Source organism: Neptunicoccus cionae (assembly GCF_002860325.1).
In the GTDB taxonomy this organism is placed as follows: domain Bacteria; phylum Pseudomonadota; class Alphaproteobacteria; order Rhodobacterales; family Rhodobacteraceae; genus Amylibacter; species Amylibacter lutimaris.
In genome coordinates this window covers 131,466-146,473 of sequence record NZ_PKOJ01000003.1, presented here as the reverse complement: position 1 = coordinate 146,473, position 15,008 = coordinate 131,466, and the positions used below count along the sequence as shown (strand labels likewise).

Genomic DNA, 15,008 nt, shown 5'->3' with positions numbered 1-15,008 from the left:
TCAGGCTTCCTCCAGCCGGTCCGTAGCAGGGGCCGGTTTCGGGGAGAGGGCCGAAATCTTGGCGTAGTCTGCCGCGCTTAGCGGGGCTGTCATGGCTGCGAGAGAAGGGCGCAGTTGCTCAACCGTGCGCGCCGAGATGATCGGCGCCGTGATCGCGGGATGTGCAGCAACAAAGCCCACCGCCAATACTGCCGGATCAACGCCCTTGTCAGCTGCCAGCGCCACAAGTTCTTCTGCTGTCTGATGCATTTGTTCCAGCCCGTAGCGGGCCGCATAGCGGTCGTCCTTGGACAAACGCCCGTCTGTCTTTTGTCCTTTGGCGTATTTCCCTGTCAGCAAGCCGCCGCCCAGCGGGGAATAGGGTGTGACCTTGATGCCTTCGGACAGGCACATGGGCAGCAGCTCCACTTCTGCCTGACGTTTTACGAGGTTATACATCGGCTGGATCACGTCGATCTTTGTTCCCGCAGCCGCGGCGATCCCTTGCGCCTTCATCACCTGCCATGCGGCATAGTTCGACACGCCGATATAACGGATGCGCCCCGCCTGTTGCATCGCGGCGAGTGTGTCGAAGGTTTCTTCCAAGGGCGTGTCATCGTCAAAGCGGTGAATGAAATAGATGTCCACATAGTCCGTCTGCATCCGGCGCAGACTCTCGTCCAGTTGTGTGGTCAGGTTTTCGCGGCTCGACGGGCCGATATACCCGCCCTTGCTGGTCAGGATCAGGGAGTCACGCTCTGCCTTGGCCAGTTTGCCTAAGATCGTTTCAGAGGCCCCGTCGGTATAAACCCAAGCGCTGTCAAAGAAATTGATGCCGGCGTCGCGGCAGGTTTTGAATACGGCTTCGCTTTCGGCTTCGTCAGAGCCGCCCCCGAATTGCATGGTGCCAAAACAGAAGGGGGAGGCAGGCGCGCCGTTGAGGGCGGTAAATTCGGACATGGGAAAACTTTCACACAATGGGATTTGCGCGCAGGTTAATCCGGAAGTTCAGGGGATGTAAACGAAAAGGCCCGCGCGGATGCACGGGCCTTTCGCAAATCGTAAACAGGGGCTTAGTTCGGGATCTCTGCCTCGATACCTTCGACATAGAAATCCATGCCTGCCAGTGTACCGTCGTCGGCTGTTTCACCTTCGGCCAGCCAGGCGGAACCGTCCTGTTTGTTGATTGGGCCTGTAAAGGCGTGAACTTCACCGGAAGCCAGCTTTTCCGCCAGTTCCTGTGCAGATGCACGGACTTCGGCAGGGACGGCTTCGGTCATTTCACCGATTTCTACCATGCCTTCCTTGATACCATGCCAGGTGTCAGTGCTTTCCCAAGTACCGTCCAGCATCGCCTGTGCCCGTGCCACATAGTAAGGAGCCCAGTTGTCGATAATGGAGCTGACACGTGGTTTAGGTGCGAACTGCCCCATGTCGGACGCCTGACCAAAGCCGATGATGCCTTCGTGTTTCTTCATTTCTGACATCGGAGCGGTGGAATCTGTGTGCTGCATGATCACATCCGCGCCCTGTTCGATCAGCGCGTTTGCCGCATCGGCCTCTTTGCCCGGATCAAACCATGTGTAGGCCCAGACGACTTTGAATTTCACTTCGGGGTTCACCGCTTTGGCAGCCAGATAGGCAGAGTTGATGCCGCGGATCACTTCCGGGATCGGATAGGACGCGATGTAACCGATTGTGTTGGTTTTGGTCATGTGTCCGGCGATGTGGCCGATAACCGCGCGGCCTTCGTAGAAACGTGCGGAGTATGTGGATACGTTGTCGGCCCGTTTGAAGCCTGTGGCGTGTTCGAACTTCACGTCCGGAAACTTCTTCGCCACGTTCATCACGTGATCCATGTAGTTAAAGGATGTTGCGAAGATCAGCTTGTGGCCGGACAGGGCCATTTGCGTCATCACCCGTTCGGAATCTGCAGATTCCGGCACGTTTTCCACATAGGTGGTTTCGACTTTGTCACCCAGAGCTTCTTCGATCGCCTTGCGGCCCTGATCGTGTTCATAGGTCCAGCCCATATCACCGGGAGGGCCGATGTAGATAAAGCCGATTTTCAGCTTGTCCTGTGCAATGGCCGCTCCGGCAAGGCCGGTAGCGACTGCAGCACCTGCGAGCAGTGTTTTAATGAGGTTCATAAGGGTCATTCTCCTTGTTGGTCTTAAGGTCGGTTGTCTTCGGTGCCGCGCGATAGGCGGCGGTTTTGTTATGTGGATGCAAAGAAAGTCTTGCCCAGAGATGCAGGCGCATTCAGGGACTGACGCTTTTTGTCGGATGCCATGATAACCAGCACGATGATGGTTGCAAGGTAAGGCGTCATGGACAGATAGGCGGGCGAAATCGCCAGACCTGCGGCCTGAAGGTTCAGTTGCAGCACGGTGACGCCGCCAAACAGATAGGCGCCGATAATGGCCCGCCCGGGTTTCCAGCTTGCGAAAACGACGATGGCCAGCGCGATCCAGCCCGCACCTGCTGTCATTCCTTCGGCCCATTGTGGCACGCGCACCAGTGACAGATAGGCCCCGCCCAGACCGGCACAGGCGCCACCAAAGGCGATGGCCAGCATTCGGATGCGGATAACCTTGTAACCAAGCGCATGGGCAGCGTCGTGGCTTTCGCCCACAGCGCGCAGCACCAGCCCGCCCCGTGTTCGGGTCAGGAAATACCAGATGGCAAAGGTCAGCGCCAAAGAGAAATAGATCATCGGATCATGGCCGAAAACAATACGCCCCACGACAGGCAGATCGCTGAGAACCGGAATATGGATTTGAGAAAAAGCTGGCGGGTTGATGCCCGTGTAGCTGTGCCCCAGCAGGGACGCGAGCCCGAGCCCGAACATCGTCAGCCCCAGTCCCGTCGCCACCTGATTGGCCATCAGATATTGGGTCAGCACGGCAAAGATCATCGAAACCGCGGCACCGCAGATTGCCCCGAACAGGAAGCCAAGCCACGGAGAGCCTGTGGTTACGGCCGCGATAAACCCGCAAACCGCGCCAATAATCATCATCCCCTCAACGCCAAGGTTCAGGACGCCGGATTTCTCTACCACCAGCTCTCCCAGAGCGGCGAGCAGGATCGGGGTCGAGGCTGCCATCAGGCTGACAATCAGTGTGACGGGCGAAATAGAGGACAGGTCCATCAGTGGGCCTCCTTGGATTTAGAATCCCAGCGCAGGCGGAAATTCACCAGAATATCGACGCCCAGCAGGAAGAACAGCAACATGCCCTGAAACACCTGAATAGCTGCCGCCGGAATGGACATCTGGAACTGGGCCAGTTCTCCGCCGATATAGGTCAGCGCCATCAACAGCCCCGCCAGCAGGATGCCAATGGGATGCAAACGCCCCAGAAACGCCACGATAATCGCGGTGAACCCATAGCCGAGCGGGAAATTTGTGGACAGTTTGCCCGCAGGTCCGGTGACCTCGAACAAACCGGCCAGACCAGCCAGCGCACCTGATATCCCCAGACAGAGCGCCACCGTGGTATGGGGATTGACCCCTGCGAATTTGGATGCCCGTGCAGACTGGCCCGAAACGCGGATCTGGAAGCCGAAGATATGGCGGGTCAGGAAGATATAGCCCACAATCACCACAGCCATCATCACCAGCACACCAAAGTGCAATCCGGTGTTGGACAAAAGTTCGGCATTAAAGGCGGACTGGTATTCGTTGAAATTGCGCGACACCGGAAACCCCATGCCCACAGGGGATTTCATCGGCCCCGTGACCATCGCTGCCAGAAATTGTGCGGCCACATAGACCAGCATCAGGGAAACAAGGATTTCGTTCGCATTAAAGCGGATCTTCAGGATCGCGGGGATCATCGCCCATAAAAACCCGCCTAGTCCGCCCATGATAATGATCAGGGGAAACACCAAAGGGCTTTCCAGTGGATAAAGCGCCAGTGCCGTGCCGCCACCAATGACCGCGCCCATAATGAACTGGCCCTCTGCGCCGATATTCCAGACATTGGCGCGAAAGCCAAAAGACAGGCCAATCGCCATCAGGATCAGTGGCGCAGCCTTCACCAGCAGTTGCGGGCGGGTATAGCTCGCCACCATATCGTTAAACAGCGGGTCCCAGAAGATGATCCGGATCGCGGTAAACGGGTTGTTGCCAAGAAAGGCAAACAGGATGCCGCCTGCAATCATCGTGGCAATAACCGCAATGATAGGGGTGAGCATCACCATTGCGCGGGAGGGTTCGGGACGTGCTTCAAGCCGCAGCATGGTCAACCTCCGTTCCGCCCATCAACAGGCCGATTTCTTCGATTGTGACACCGGATGCGGATCGCACGCGGGACAGCCGCCCTTCGGCAAGCACTGCAAATGTGTCGGATATTTCCATCAACTCGTCCAGATCCTGACTGATCACCAGAACGCCTGCACCCTGTTCGGCCAGTTCCAGCAAGGCTTCACGGATGAAAGCCGCTGCCGAGGCATCAACGCCCCATGTGGGCTGGTTCACCACCAGAACATCGGGGCGTTGCATGATTTCGCGCCCGATCACAAATTTTTGCAGGTTGCCCCCCGAAAGGGACTTGGCCGCATGGCTTGCGCCGGGTGTGCGCACGTCGAATCTCTGGATAATGGCGCGGGCGAAATTCTCGGTCGCCTGCCATTTGACAAAGCCCTTGTTGGTCAGCCGCTGGCGGGCGTGCCCGGTCAGCAAGGCATTTTCCGTCAGGGACATATCGGGCGCCGCCGCATGGCCGAGCCTCTCTTCCGGTGCGGCCAGCAGACCTTGCAGGCGGCGGTGGTTCGGTCCCTTGCTGCCGATTGCGATACCTTTGAGCGTAATGGCGGCGTCTTCGGTCAGTTCTTCGCCCGACAGGGCCAGCAGTAATTCGTCCTGCCCGTTGCCCGCCACTCCCGCCACGCCCAGAACCTCACCCGCGTGGAGCGAGAAGCTGACATCGCGCAGGGAGGTGCCGAACGGGTCTTTGGACGGCAGTTGCAGGTTTTTCACATCCAGCAGCACGCGGCCGGGTTTATAGGGGCGTTTGGTCGGGGATTTCAGTTCGGTTCCCACCATCATTTCCGCCATCGTGCGAGAGGTTTCTTCGGCAGGTACACAGGTGCCAACCACCTTGCCCAGACGCAGGATGGTCGCGTTATCACAAATGGTGCGGATTTCTTCCAGTTTGTGCGAGATATAAAGGATCGACGTGCCCTCATCACGCAAGCGGCGCAGGGTCTCGAACAATACGTCCACTTCCTGCGGTGTCAGAACCGAAGTGGGTTCATCCATCACCAGCAGCTTGGGGTTCTGCAAAAGGCAGCGCACGATTTCAACCCGCTGGCGTTCGCCTGCGGACAGATCACCCACCATCCGGTCGGGATCAAGAGTCAGGCCGTATTTTTTGGAAACGCTGCGGATTTCGTCGCTGAGCGCATCGGTTTCCGGCGCATCATCCATGCCAAGGGCGATGTTCTCTGCCACGCTCAGCGCTTCGAACAGGGAAAAATGCTGGAACACCATCGCCACGCCTGACGCCCGTGCCTCGCGCGGTTCGTGCGGGGCGAAAACCTGTCCGTGGAGCCGCATTTCACCGCTGTCAGGGCGGACCAGACCATAGATCATTTTCACCAGCGTGGATTTGCCCGCGCCGTTTTCCCCAAGCAGGGCATGAACCTCTCCGGGGGCGATCTCAAAGCCGACGTTATCATTGGCAACAACGCCCGGATAGGCTTTGGTCAGACCGGACAGGTGCAACAGTGGGGTCATGCGGTGGCCTCTTGTTGTGCGGCATGTACCGCGTCAAAAGTTAATAATTCGCCGGCTACGCCGATTGCAATGGCCTTGGGGGCCTTGCCCAGTTCGCGCCGCCCGATCGGACAGATAATGCCTTCTATTTGTGCAGTTGTGTGACCGAGCTCTGCCAGTCTAGCGCCAAACCGCCTGCGTTTGGTCGCCGATCCGATCAGTCCAAGCGTGCGGTGCGGATGGGACAGGATCGCGTGGCACAGGTCAAGATCAAGGGCGTGGGAATAGGTCAGCACAAGATGATGCGCATCCGCTGGCGCGTGTTTCACTGCATCCGCCGGATTGGTTGCCACGAGTGGGCTGGCGTGATCGGGGATTGTTTCGGGAAAGCGGTTTCGTGCCGTGTCCACCCATGTGATGTCAAAGGGCAGCCCTTCCAGCGTATCGACCAGTGCGCGACCGACATGCCCTGCACCGTAAATCCACAGCGGGGTGGCAGGCTGTTCCAGCGGTTCCATCAACCAGCCCTGTTGCCATAACAGTGCCGCTGCCTGCCCGCCGCCACGCAGCGCTTTTTCAGCGCGGCGCATGGCAAGAGGTTTGTCAGCAGGGGTGCCGATGGGACGCGTGTAGAACTCTCGCTCTTGGGGCAAGGTCTCCGGCGTGAAGGGCTCCAGCACTAGGGTCACCGCGCCGCCGCAGCATTGCCCAAGCGCGGGACCAAGCGGCATTTTCAGCACAGTCGCTTCGCTGATCCGTCGCGCTTGTTCCACCGCCTGCAACTCCAGTGCGCCGCCGCCGATTGTACCGCTTTGCCCCGTGGGCCAGACCAGCATCGACGTTCCGGTTTCCCGCGGGGTTGATCCCTTATGCTCTGCGATCACGATCCGCACCACACGCCCGTGGGCGGTTGCAGCAGCGCGGAGGGCAGGGAGGTTCAGTCCCACGACTGGCCTCTTTGTGCCATGACTGCGCGCAAGACTTCCTCTGCAGTGGCGGGGGCTTGCAGATCGGGATAGGTCGATCCGTCACCACAGGCCGCAACCGCATCGGAAAGTGCGAGAAACGCCGAAATTCCCAGCATCAGGGGCGGTTCGCCCACGGCTTTGGATTTATAGATGGTGTCGCTGACATTTTCACCCTTGTTCCACAGCGCGACGTTGAACACATCGGGGCGATCCGAACAGGCGGGGATTTTATAGGTGCTTGGCGCATGGGTGCGCAACGCGCCCTTGTCGTCCCAAACCAGTTCCTCGGTCGTCAGCCAGCCCGCGCCCTGCACATAGCCCCCTTCGATCTGGCCGAGATCTATGACCGGATTAAGCGATTTGCCCACATCATGCAGGATGTCGGTGCGCAGAATACGGTTTTCGCCGGTCAACGTGTCGATCACGACCTCGGTCACAGCAGCGCCATAAGCGAAGTAGAAGAAGGGTGTGCCCCGTCCGGCAAAACGGTCCCACTCAATCCCGGGCGTGGCGTAAAAACCGGTGGCGGACAGGGAAATCCGGTTCTGATAGGCGAGAGAGACGACTTCGGCAAAGGGCACAACCTGTGCACCGATTGTCACGGCCCCGTCCTCGAACCGGATTTGATCCTTCGGGGTTTGCCAGTGTCCGGCGGCAAAATCCGTCAGGCGTTCAACGATTGTATCACAGGCCGCCTTGACCGCCATACCGTTCAGGTCCGACCCGCTAGAGGCCGCAGTCGCAGAGGTGTTGGGCACTTTGCCTGTATCCGTCGCGGTGATTTTTACGGCAGACAGAGGCTGTCCGAACCGGCTCGCCGCGACTTGGGCCACTTTGGTAAACAAGCCCTGACCCATTTCCGTGCCGCCGTGGTTCATATGGATGGAACCATCGGAATAGACATGCACCAGAGCACCGGCCTGATTGAGGTGGGTCAGCGTAAAGCTGATGCCGAATTTTACCGGCGTCATCGCCAGTCCCCGTTTCAGGCGCAGGTTTTCATGGTTGAACCATTTCACCTGTTCGCGCCGTTTGGAATATTCGGCGGATTCCAGCAGTTCAATCGCGATCTGATCCATCACGCTGTCGCGCACTTCCATGTGATAGGGCGTGGTCTGTCCGGCATCCTGCGCCATCGGAGCATAGAAGTTTGCCGTGCGGATATAGGTCGCGTCCACGTCAAGCGTATGGGCAATATGGTCGATCACCCGTTCAATCCCGACCACCCCTTGGGGCCCGCCAAAACCGCGAAAGGCGGTGTTGGATACGGTGTTGGTTTTCAACCTGTGCGACACGATCCGCGCATTCGGCAGGTGATAGGCGTTATCCGCGTGCAACATGGCGCGGTCCGCCACAGGCAGCGACAAGTCCTGCGCCCAGCCACAGCGACAGTATTGGGTGAACTCCACCCCTTCGATCTGACCTGCGCCGTTAAAGCCAACGGTATAGTCGATACGAAATTCGTGCCGCTTGCCGGTCACCACCATATCGTCGTCGCGGTCATAGCGCATTTTGACAGGGCATCCGGTTTTTGCGGCGACAACCGCCGTAGCGCAGGCCAGAGCGTTGCCCTGACTTTCCTTGCCGCCAAAACCGCCGCCCATGCGCCGGATTTCCACCCGCACCGAATGGAACGGCAGGTTCAGCGCAGCAGCCACCTTATGCTGGATTTCGCTCGGGTGTTGGGTGGAGGAATGCACCACCATATCACCGTTGTCCTGTGGCAGGCTTAACGCCGCCTGACCTTCAAGGTAGAAATGCTCCTGCCCGCCGATATTGATCGAGCCGCTGATCTTGTGTTCCGCCTGCTCTATAGCGCTGTCAGGATCGCCTTTCAGGAACTGTAAGGGCTCCTCGAATTTGGTGCCGGCCTTGATCGCGTCCTCGATGCTTAGGATCGCGGGTTTCTTGCGGGTTTCTATCTTGCCCAGACGGGCCGCCTTGCGTGCCGCCATATGTGATGTCGCGACCACCAGAAACAGAGGCTGGCCGAGGAAATGGATGGTGCCGTCAGCCAGCAGCGGTTCGTCGTGGTTTGAAGGGGATACATCATTGTCACCGGGCAGATCGGCGGCGGTCAGCACATCAACCACCCCGTCAGCGGCGCGCACGGCGTCCAGATCCATCGAGATCAAGTCACCGTGGGCAATTTCACTTAAACCGAAGGCCAGATGAAGGCAGTTGGCCGGAGTCGGAATATCATCCACATAATGGGCAGCGCCGGTGACATGCAGATTGCCTGCATCATGGGGATTGGGTTTTGCAACGCTCATGCCGTAACCTCCAGAACCGAAGTTGCAAGCCCGTTGTCTTCGTCAAAATATCGTTGCAACAGGTTCTTGGCCGTGGTGGCGCGGTAGCTGGCAGAGGCCCGCATATCGCTGATCGGCTGGTAATCCTGCGCAAATTTCTTCATCGCCTTGGTCACGGTGCCTTGGGTCCAGGGCTTACCGATCAGGGCGTTTTCCACCGCTTTTGCCCGTTTGGGCGTCGCCGCCATTCCACCAAAGGCGATCCGAGCGGTGGCTACCTTGCCGTTGGTCACGGTGATGTTGAAACAGCCGCACAGGGCGGAAATATCCTGATCGAAGCGTTTGGAAATCTTGTAGCATTTCAACCCGTTCGGAGCGTTCGGGATGGTGATGCCACAGATGAACTCTCCGGGGTGGCGGTCCTGTTTGCCATAGTCGATGAAGAAGTCCTCTATCGCCATATCACGGAAGTCATCGCCTTTGCGCAGATGCACCCGCGCATCCAGCGCGATCAGGGCAGGCGGCCCGTCCCCGATGGGGGAGCCATTGGCCACATTGCCCCCGATGGTGGCGGCATTGCGCACTTGATTGGACCCGTAGCGGCGGATCAGTTCGGCAAAGCTCGGATAGCGCTCTGCTACCGCTGCGCGAAGGGTGTTCAGCGTCACCGCCGCACCGATGGCGATGCCGTGGTCGTTTTCCTCTACCCCTTGGAGGTCTTCGATCTGGCCGACAAAGGCGACGGGGGTGATGTCGCGCAAATCCTTGTTGACCCAAAGCCCCACATCTGTTGCCCCGCCAACCAGCGTAGCTTCAGGGTGTTCGACGTACCAATCGGCCAGTTCGTCCGAGGTGCGCGGCACGAAAGCATCATCGGATTTCAGCGTCCGGAGTGTTTCCGTCAGGGGAACGGTGTCCTGTTGCAGCCAGTCCGGTTTCTGTTCAGACTCAGCCGCTTCGGCAGCGCGGATGATCGGGGCATATCCGGTGCAGCGGCACAGGTTGCCCGCCAGCAGGTCGTCGTGATCGGTTTCGCCGTTCTGATGGGCTGTTGCCATCGACATGATAAAGCCCGGCGTGCAGTAACCGCATTGCGATCCGTGCAGGTCTACCATTTTCTTCTGCACGGGATGCATTTCTCCGTCCGGTCCGTTCAGCCCTTCGACTGTGCGAATGGACTTACCGTGCAACTGGGGCAGGAACAGAATGCAGGCGTTCAGTGCCTTTGCGCCGTCACCATCAGAAACCATAACGGTACAAGCCCCGCAATCGCCCTCGTTGCAGCCTTCCTTTGTACCGCTCAGACCGCGGGTTTCACGCAAATACTCCAGCAGGGTGCGGGTAGGTTGCGTCTGGTCCAACTGGACCGGTGCCCCGTTCAGAAGAAATTCGACCTTCATGTTGAAATTTCGCTAGCCTCTCTGTTGCTGGCACCAGCAGCTTTGCGCTGTGCCAAAAATCACTGGTGCAACTTCTTTGACCAGCAGAACAACTCTCCCTTTACATAGCAAGATTTTTCTTGCCGGAGCGTCGCCGTTGCCGGTGGCTTACACCTTTCGAACCGCGTAATTAAACCGTTTATCAAAGGTTTGCGAGTGATTTTATACGAAACGTTGAAAGTCTGTCAGGGTTTTGGCGGCAAAACACAAACTGCTAAAAAACTGTGCGAATGCGCTACAAAACTGTCCGGTAATCAAGCGCAGCCATCACATCTGCATCCACTTTACGGTAGATAAATTCCAGATCGCGCTTTTTGTAATCCGCTTTCAATTTGTGGTATTTGTAGCGGCGGGCGTAATCTTCGAACCGCAAATTATCCGATGCTTTGATGGAGCGGCGGACATTTGTGTAGCCGTTGGAGGTTGCGGGAATGTATTCCGCGATCCGGTTCAGGGTTTCGTTGAAATCCGACAGCAGGTCTTCGTAGCGGATGTGAATTACGTTTTCGGCGGTTTCCATCAGATCCACATAGCCGCGCATCTTCCGGTTCCAGAGTTCGATCGGGCTTTCAAGCGGCTTTTCCCCCAGATTGTCCCGTTCTGACAGGGGCCATGGTGTGGTCAGGAACTGGTCGAAGGCCATGTCGTCTGCGGACCAAAGCGGGTTTTCCGGTCGGTTGTGCAAGGAGGACAGGAAGAACACGGGATGTTTTGTAATCAGCAGGAACAAAGTGTCCTGCGCATGGGGCGCGGCGCGGATCACATCGACGGGCGGAGCGGCGTGTTTCAGGCCAAAATCGGAATAAAGAATCCGTTCGTGGTATTTGTCCTGCAGCCGGTTTGCCTCTGCCGGGCGCAGTTTGGGTTTATACTGCTGCAACACCAGCCGCATGACCCGTTTGTCCACGCCGAAATCACCGCGTAACAGGTCGGTTGCGAAGTTCTTGTTTACCAGTTTGGACAGGTAGGTGGCACCTGTATTACGCTCGCCATAAATCTTGGTGAATAGACAGGTCATCGGCTGCTCGGCTCTTGTTTTTTTCTGAGGGCATTGTGCTACGGCTTTCGCCCCTTTGCAAGCTGCGATAGGGTGTCGGAATGAGCACACCTCCCCGATTCATCCACCTTCGACTGCACTCTGCCTATTCCCTTCTGGAAGGGGCGATTCAGGTTAAGAAACTGCCCGATATGTGCGCCAAAGCCGGTATGCCGGCGGTGGCTGTCACCGATAGCGGCAACCTGTTTGCCGCGCTGGAATTTTCCGAAACGGCGGCCAAGGCGGGTATCCAGCCGATTGTGGGCTGTCAAATGGATCTGGCCTATGCAGCAGCGGCACAATTGGGCGGCAAAACACCCGCGCCCCGTCCCATTGTCCTGCTGGCACAGAACGAAACTGGTTATCTCAACCTGATGAAGCTGAACTCTTGCGCGTTTCTCGAGAGCGGCGACCAGCTTCCCCATATCACGTTGGACGAGTTGACCCGCCACGCCGAAGGATTGATCTGTCTGACGGGCGGGGCGCTCGGGCCGGTGGGTCAACTGGTGCAGGATGCGCAGGTGGATGCGGCGAAATCGCTGCTAACCCGTCTGGCGGGGATGTTCCCGAACCGCCTGTACGTGGAATTGCAGCGCCATCCCGAAAACGGTGCGAAGGGTACTCCTGCGGAACTGGCGACCGAACCTTTTTTCGTACAAACCGCCTATGCGATGGACCTGCCGCTGGTTGCGACCAATGACGTCTATTTTCCCAAGGCCGAGATGTACGACGCCCATGATGCGCTGATCTGCATTGCGGACGGGGCCTATGTGGACCAGCAGGAACCCCGTCGCCGACTGACACCGGAGCATTATTTCAAGACGCCGGATGAAATGGCCAAACTGTTTGCAGACGTGCCAGAGGCGATCGAAAATACCATCGAAATTGCCAAGCGCTGCGGCTTTCGCGCGACAACCCGTGATCCGATCCTGCCGAAATTTGCCGATGACGAGGTGGAGGAACTCCGCCGGCAGGCCAATGAGGGCTTGCAGGCCCGTCTTGCCGTCATCCCCCATGCAGCCAGCGTTGAGGATTACCAGAAGCGGCTCGACTTTGAACTCGACATCATTGAGGGTATGGGCTTTCCCGGCTACTTTCTGATCGTTGCGGACTTCATCAAATGGGCAAAGGACAACAATATTCCGGTCGGGCCGGGGCGGGGGTCCGGTGCGGGTAGCCTTGTGGCTTATGCCCTGACGGTGACGGACCTTGATCCGCTGCGCTATTCGTTGCTGTTCGAACGGTTCCTGAACCCCGAACGTGTGTCCATGCCCGACTTTGACATCGACTTCTGCATGGACCGCCGTGAAGAGGTGATCCGCTATGTGCAGCAAAAATACGGCCGTGACAAAGTGGGCCAGATCATCACATTCGGTGCGCTTCTGTCCAAGGCGGCGGTGCGCGACATCGGGCGTGTGTTGCAGATGCCTTACGGACAGGTGGACCGGCTGTCAAAACTGATCCCGGTGGAAGGGGTGAAACCCGTTTCCATTGAAAAGGCACTGGCCGATGAACCGCGTCTGCGCGAAGAGGCTAAGGCCGAACAGGTCGTAGACCGGATGCTGACCTATGCCCAACAGGTCGAGGGGCTGTTGCGTAACGCTTCGACCCACGCGGCGGGTGTGGTGATCGGGGATCGTCCGCTGGACGAACTCGTGCCGCTTTATCAGGACCCGCGCTCTGACATGCCTGCGACCCAGTTCAACATGAAATGGGTGGAACAGGCCGGTCTGGTCAAATTCGACTTTCTGGGTCTGAAAACCCTGACCGTGATCCAGAACGCGATGGACCTGATCGAAGGGCAGGGGCGGCCGCTGCACATCGGGCCGGATGGCACCCAGCTTTATGAACCGCCCGAAGGGGCTGAAGGGGACATCGGGGCGATCCCGCTTGATGATGAGAAGACCTACAAACTGTATGCGGATGCGCGCACGGTTGCGGTGTTTCAGGTGGAATCCAGCGGCATGATGGATGCGCTGCGGCGCATGAAACCGGACTGTATCGAAGACATTATCGCGCTTGTGGCGCTCTACCGGCCCGGCCCGATGGAAAACATCCCCAAATTCTGCGAGGTGAAGAACGGCATCTCGGAACGGGACAAACTGCATCCCTCAATCGACCACATCCTTGATGAAACCCAAGGTATCATCGTCTATCAGGAACAGGTGATGCAGATCGCGCAGGAAATGGCGGGATATTCCCTCGGGGGCGCGGATTTGCTGCGCCGTGCGATGGGTAAGAAAATTCAGGAAGCGATGGACGCCGAGCGGCCCAAATTCCTTGAAGGGGCGGCCAAGAACGGTGTGGACAAGAAGAAGGCGATGGAGGTCTGGAACCTTCTGGATAAATTCGCCAACTACGGGTTCAACAAATCCCACGCGGCGGCCTATGCGGTGGTGTCCTACCAGACCGGCTGGCTAAAGGCGAACCATCCGGTAGAATTCATGGCCGCTGTCATGAACTGCGATATTCATCTGACCGACAAGCTTGGCGTTTTTATCGAGGAAACCAAGCGCCGTCTGAAAATCGACGTGGTGCCCCCCTGTGTGAACCAGTCGCTGGCGACATTTTCCGTGTCCGAAGGTAAGATCCATTATGCGCTGGGCGCGTTGAAAAACGTTGGCGGCGAGGCGATGAAACTGATCGTGGACGCGCGGTTGGCGGACGGTCCGTTTCAGGATCTCTTCGATCTGGCACGGCGGGTTGATCTGAAACGGGTCGGTAAACGTCCGATGGAAATGCTGGCGCGTTCGGGCGCGTTTGATCAACTGGATGCAAACCGGCGCAAATGCCTTGAAAGTGTTGATGCGCTGGTGGCCTATTCCGCCTCTACCCACGAACAAAAGAACAGCGCACAGGGCGGTCTGTTCGGGGACAGCGGCGAAGACCTGCCCGCACCGCGCCTGCCCATGCCCGAAGACTGGCTGCCCACCGAACGGCTGGCACAGGAACATCAGGCGGTGGGCTTTTACCTGTCAGGGCATCCGCTGGATGATTACCTTGGTCCGCTGAAACGCAAGAATGTCCTGACCCTTGCGGAACTGGAACAAAAGGCCCGTGGCGGTGCTGTTGCCGCAAAAATCGCCGGTTCCATTTCGGGCAAACAGGAACGCAAATCCGCACGCGGCAACCGCTTTGCTTTCGTGCAATGCTCCGATCCCACCGGCCTTTACGAAGTGACAGTCTTTTCCGATACACTGGAAAAATTCCGCGACATGCTGATGCCCGGTGAAAACGTGGTGCTGACGGTTGAGGCGACGATGGAGGCGGACCAGCTCAAACTGCTCTGCCGTGGAGCGCAGGCCGTGGATGCAGCCGTGGCGGACGCGGCGTCAATGGGATTGAAAGTCTATATCGGGGAAGAAGCCGCCATCGGCTCGGTCGCGACCCGACTGGAAGAAGCCAGCAAGGGGGGCAATCCGCGCAGTCGCGGTCCTGTGCATCTGGTGTTGATGCACCCCGAACTCCCCGGTGAGGTGGAAATCGCGCTGAAACAGGAATATGTGCTGAACCCGCAAATCAAAGGCGCCCTGAAACACGTCCCCGGCGTGCAACTGGTTGAGGAATTCTAAAGGGGAACATCGGGCTACCCGCTTCAATGTTCCCCAAATACTC

General features: G+C 58.1%; 10 protein-coding genes. 1 reads left to right on the top strand and 9 read right to left on the bottom strand.

The features are described 5' to 3' along the window. The 9 genes from C0U40_RS09610 to C0U40_RS09570 all read right to left on the bottom strand — a co-directional run bounded on the left by C0U40_RS09610 (nt 1) and on the right by C0U40_RS09570 (nt 11,375). On the bottom strand, nt 1-939 hold the full coding sequence (locus C0U40_RS09610; RefSeq protein WP_101655565.1) for an aldo/keto reductase: 939 nt from the start codon (nt 937-939) through the stop codon (nt 1-3). A gap of 113 nt (nt 940-1,052) precedes the next feature. Further along, a complete protein-coding gene (locus tag C0U40_RS09605; RefSeq protein ID WP_101655564.1) occupies nt 1,053-2,129 on the bottom strand; it encodes a BMP family ABC transporter substrate-binding protein in 1,077 nt (358 codons plus the stop codon). Nucleotides 2,130-2,197: 68 nt separating this feature from the next. Then, nucleotides 2,198-3,130: an ABC transporter permease gene (locus C0U40_RS09600; protein WP_101655563.1), complete on the bottom strand. Its 933-nt coding sequence runs from the start codon at nt 3,128-3,130 to the stop codon at nt 2,198-2,200. Continuing rightward, on the bottom strand, nt 3,130-4,221 hold the full coding sequence (locus C0U40_RS09595) for an ABC transporter permease (protein ID WP_101655562.1): 1,092 nt from the start codon (nt 4,219-4,221) through the stop codon (nt 3,130-3,132). The genes C0U40_RS09600 and C0U40_RS09595 overlap by 1 nt, the downstream gene beginning before the upstream one ends. Continuing rightward, the gene (locus tag C0U40_RS09590; protein ID WP_101655561.1) at nt 4,208-5,719 is read right to left on the bottom strand and encodes an ABC transporter ATP-binding protein; all 1,512 of its coding nucleotides are present in this window, start codon (nt 5,717-5,719) and stop codon (nt 4,208-4,210) included. Before C0U40_RS09590 ends, C0U40_RS09595 begins: the two co-directional genes overlap by 14 nt. Beyond that, nucleotides 5,716-6,645 (bottom strand): xanthine dehydrogenase accessory protein XdhC, encoded by a 930-nt coding sequence (gene xdhC / locus C0U40_RS09585; RefSeq protein ID WP_101655560.1) that lies wholly within the window; start codon nt 6,643-6,645, stop codon nt 5,716-5,718. The genes C0U40_RS09590 and xdhC overlap by 4 nt, the downstream gene beginning before the upstream one ends. Next, nucleotides 6,636-8,939 carry a xanthine dehydrogenase molybdopterin binding subunit gene (gene xdhB, locus C0U40_RS09580; protein ID WP_101655559.1) on the bottom strand — a complete coding sequence of 768 codons (2,304 nt, stop codon included), beginning with the start codon at nt 8,937-8,939 and terminating at the stop codon, nt 6,636-6,638. The genes xdhC and xdhB overlap by 10 nt, the downstream gene beginning before the upstream one ends. After that, nucleotides 8,936-10,318 carry a xanthine dehydrogenase small subunit gene (gene xdhA / locus C0U40_RS09575; protein ID WP_101655558.1) on the bottom strand — a complete coding sequence of 461 codons (1,383 nt, stop codon included), beginning with the start codon at nt 10,316-10,318 and terminating at the stop codon, nt 8,936-8,938. Before xdhA ends, xdhB begins: the two co-directional genes overlap by 4 nt. Nucleotides 10,319-10,592: 274 nt before the next feature. Next, nucleotides 10,593-11,375, bottom strand: coding sequence for a hypothetical protein (locus C0U40_RS09570; protein ID WP_101655557.1), 783 nt, complete (start codon nt 11,373-11,375; stop codon nt 10,593-10,595). 80 nt (nt 11,376-11,455) lie between these two features. On the opposite strand from C0U40_RS09570, the gene dnaE reads away from it, so the two are divergent. Beyond that, nucleotides 11,456-14,965 carry a DNA polymerase III subunit alpha gene (dnaE, locus tag C0U40_RS09565; RefSeq protein ID WP_101655556.1) on the top strand — a complete coding sequence of 1,170 codons (3,510 nt, stop codon included), beginning with the start codon at nt 11,456-11,458 and terminating at the stop codon, nt 14,963-14,965. The last annotated feature ends 43 nt before the right edge of the window (nt 14,966-15,008 follow it).

Coding starts and splice junctions, on each gene's coding strand:
- C0U40_RS09600 (WP_101655563.1), bottom strand. CDS start 3,130: ATGGACCTGTCCTCTATTTCGCCCGTCACACTGATTGTCAGCCTGATG.
- xdhA (WP_101655558.1), bottom strand. CDS start 10,318: ATGAAGGTCGAATTTCTTCTGAACGGGGCACCGGTCCAGTTGGACCAG.
- C0U40_RS09595 (WP_101655562.1), bottom strand. CDS start 4,221: ATGCTGCGGCTTGAAGCACGTCCCGAACCCTCCCGCGCAATGGTGATG.
- C0U40_RS09590 (WP_101655561.1), bottom strand. CDS start 5,719: ATGACCCCACTGTTGCACCTGTCCGGTCTGACCAAAGCCTATCCGGGC.
- C0U40_RS09570 (WP_101655557.1), bottom strand. CDS start 11,375: ATGACCTGTCTATTCACCAAGATTTATGGCGAGCGTAATACAGGTGCC.
- C0U40_RS09605 (WP_101655564.1), bottom strand. CDS start 2,129: ATGAACCTCATTAAAACACTGCTCGCAGGTGCTGCAGTCGCTACCGGC.
- xdhB (WP_101655559.1), bottom strand. CDS start 8,939: ATGAGCGTTGCAAAACCCAATCCCCATGATGCAGGCAATCTGCATGTC.
- dnaE (WP_101655556.1), top strand. CDS start 11,456: ATGAGCACACCTCCCCGATTCATCCACCTTCGACTGCACTCTGCCTAT.
- C0U40_RS09610 (WP_101655565.1), bottom strand. CDS start 939: ATGTCCGAATTTACCGCCCTCAACGGCGCGCCTGCCTCCCCCTTCTGT.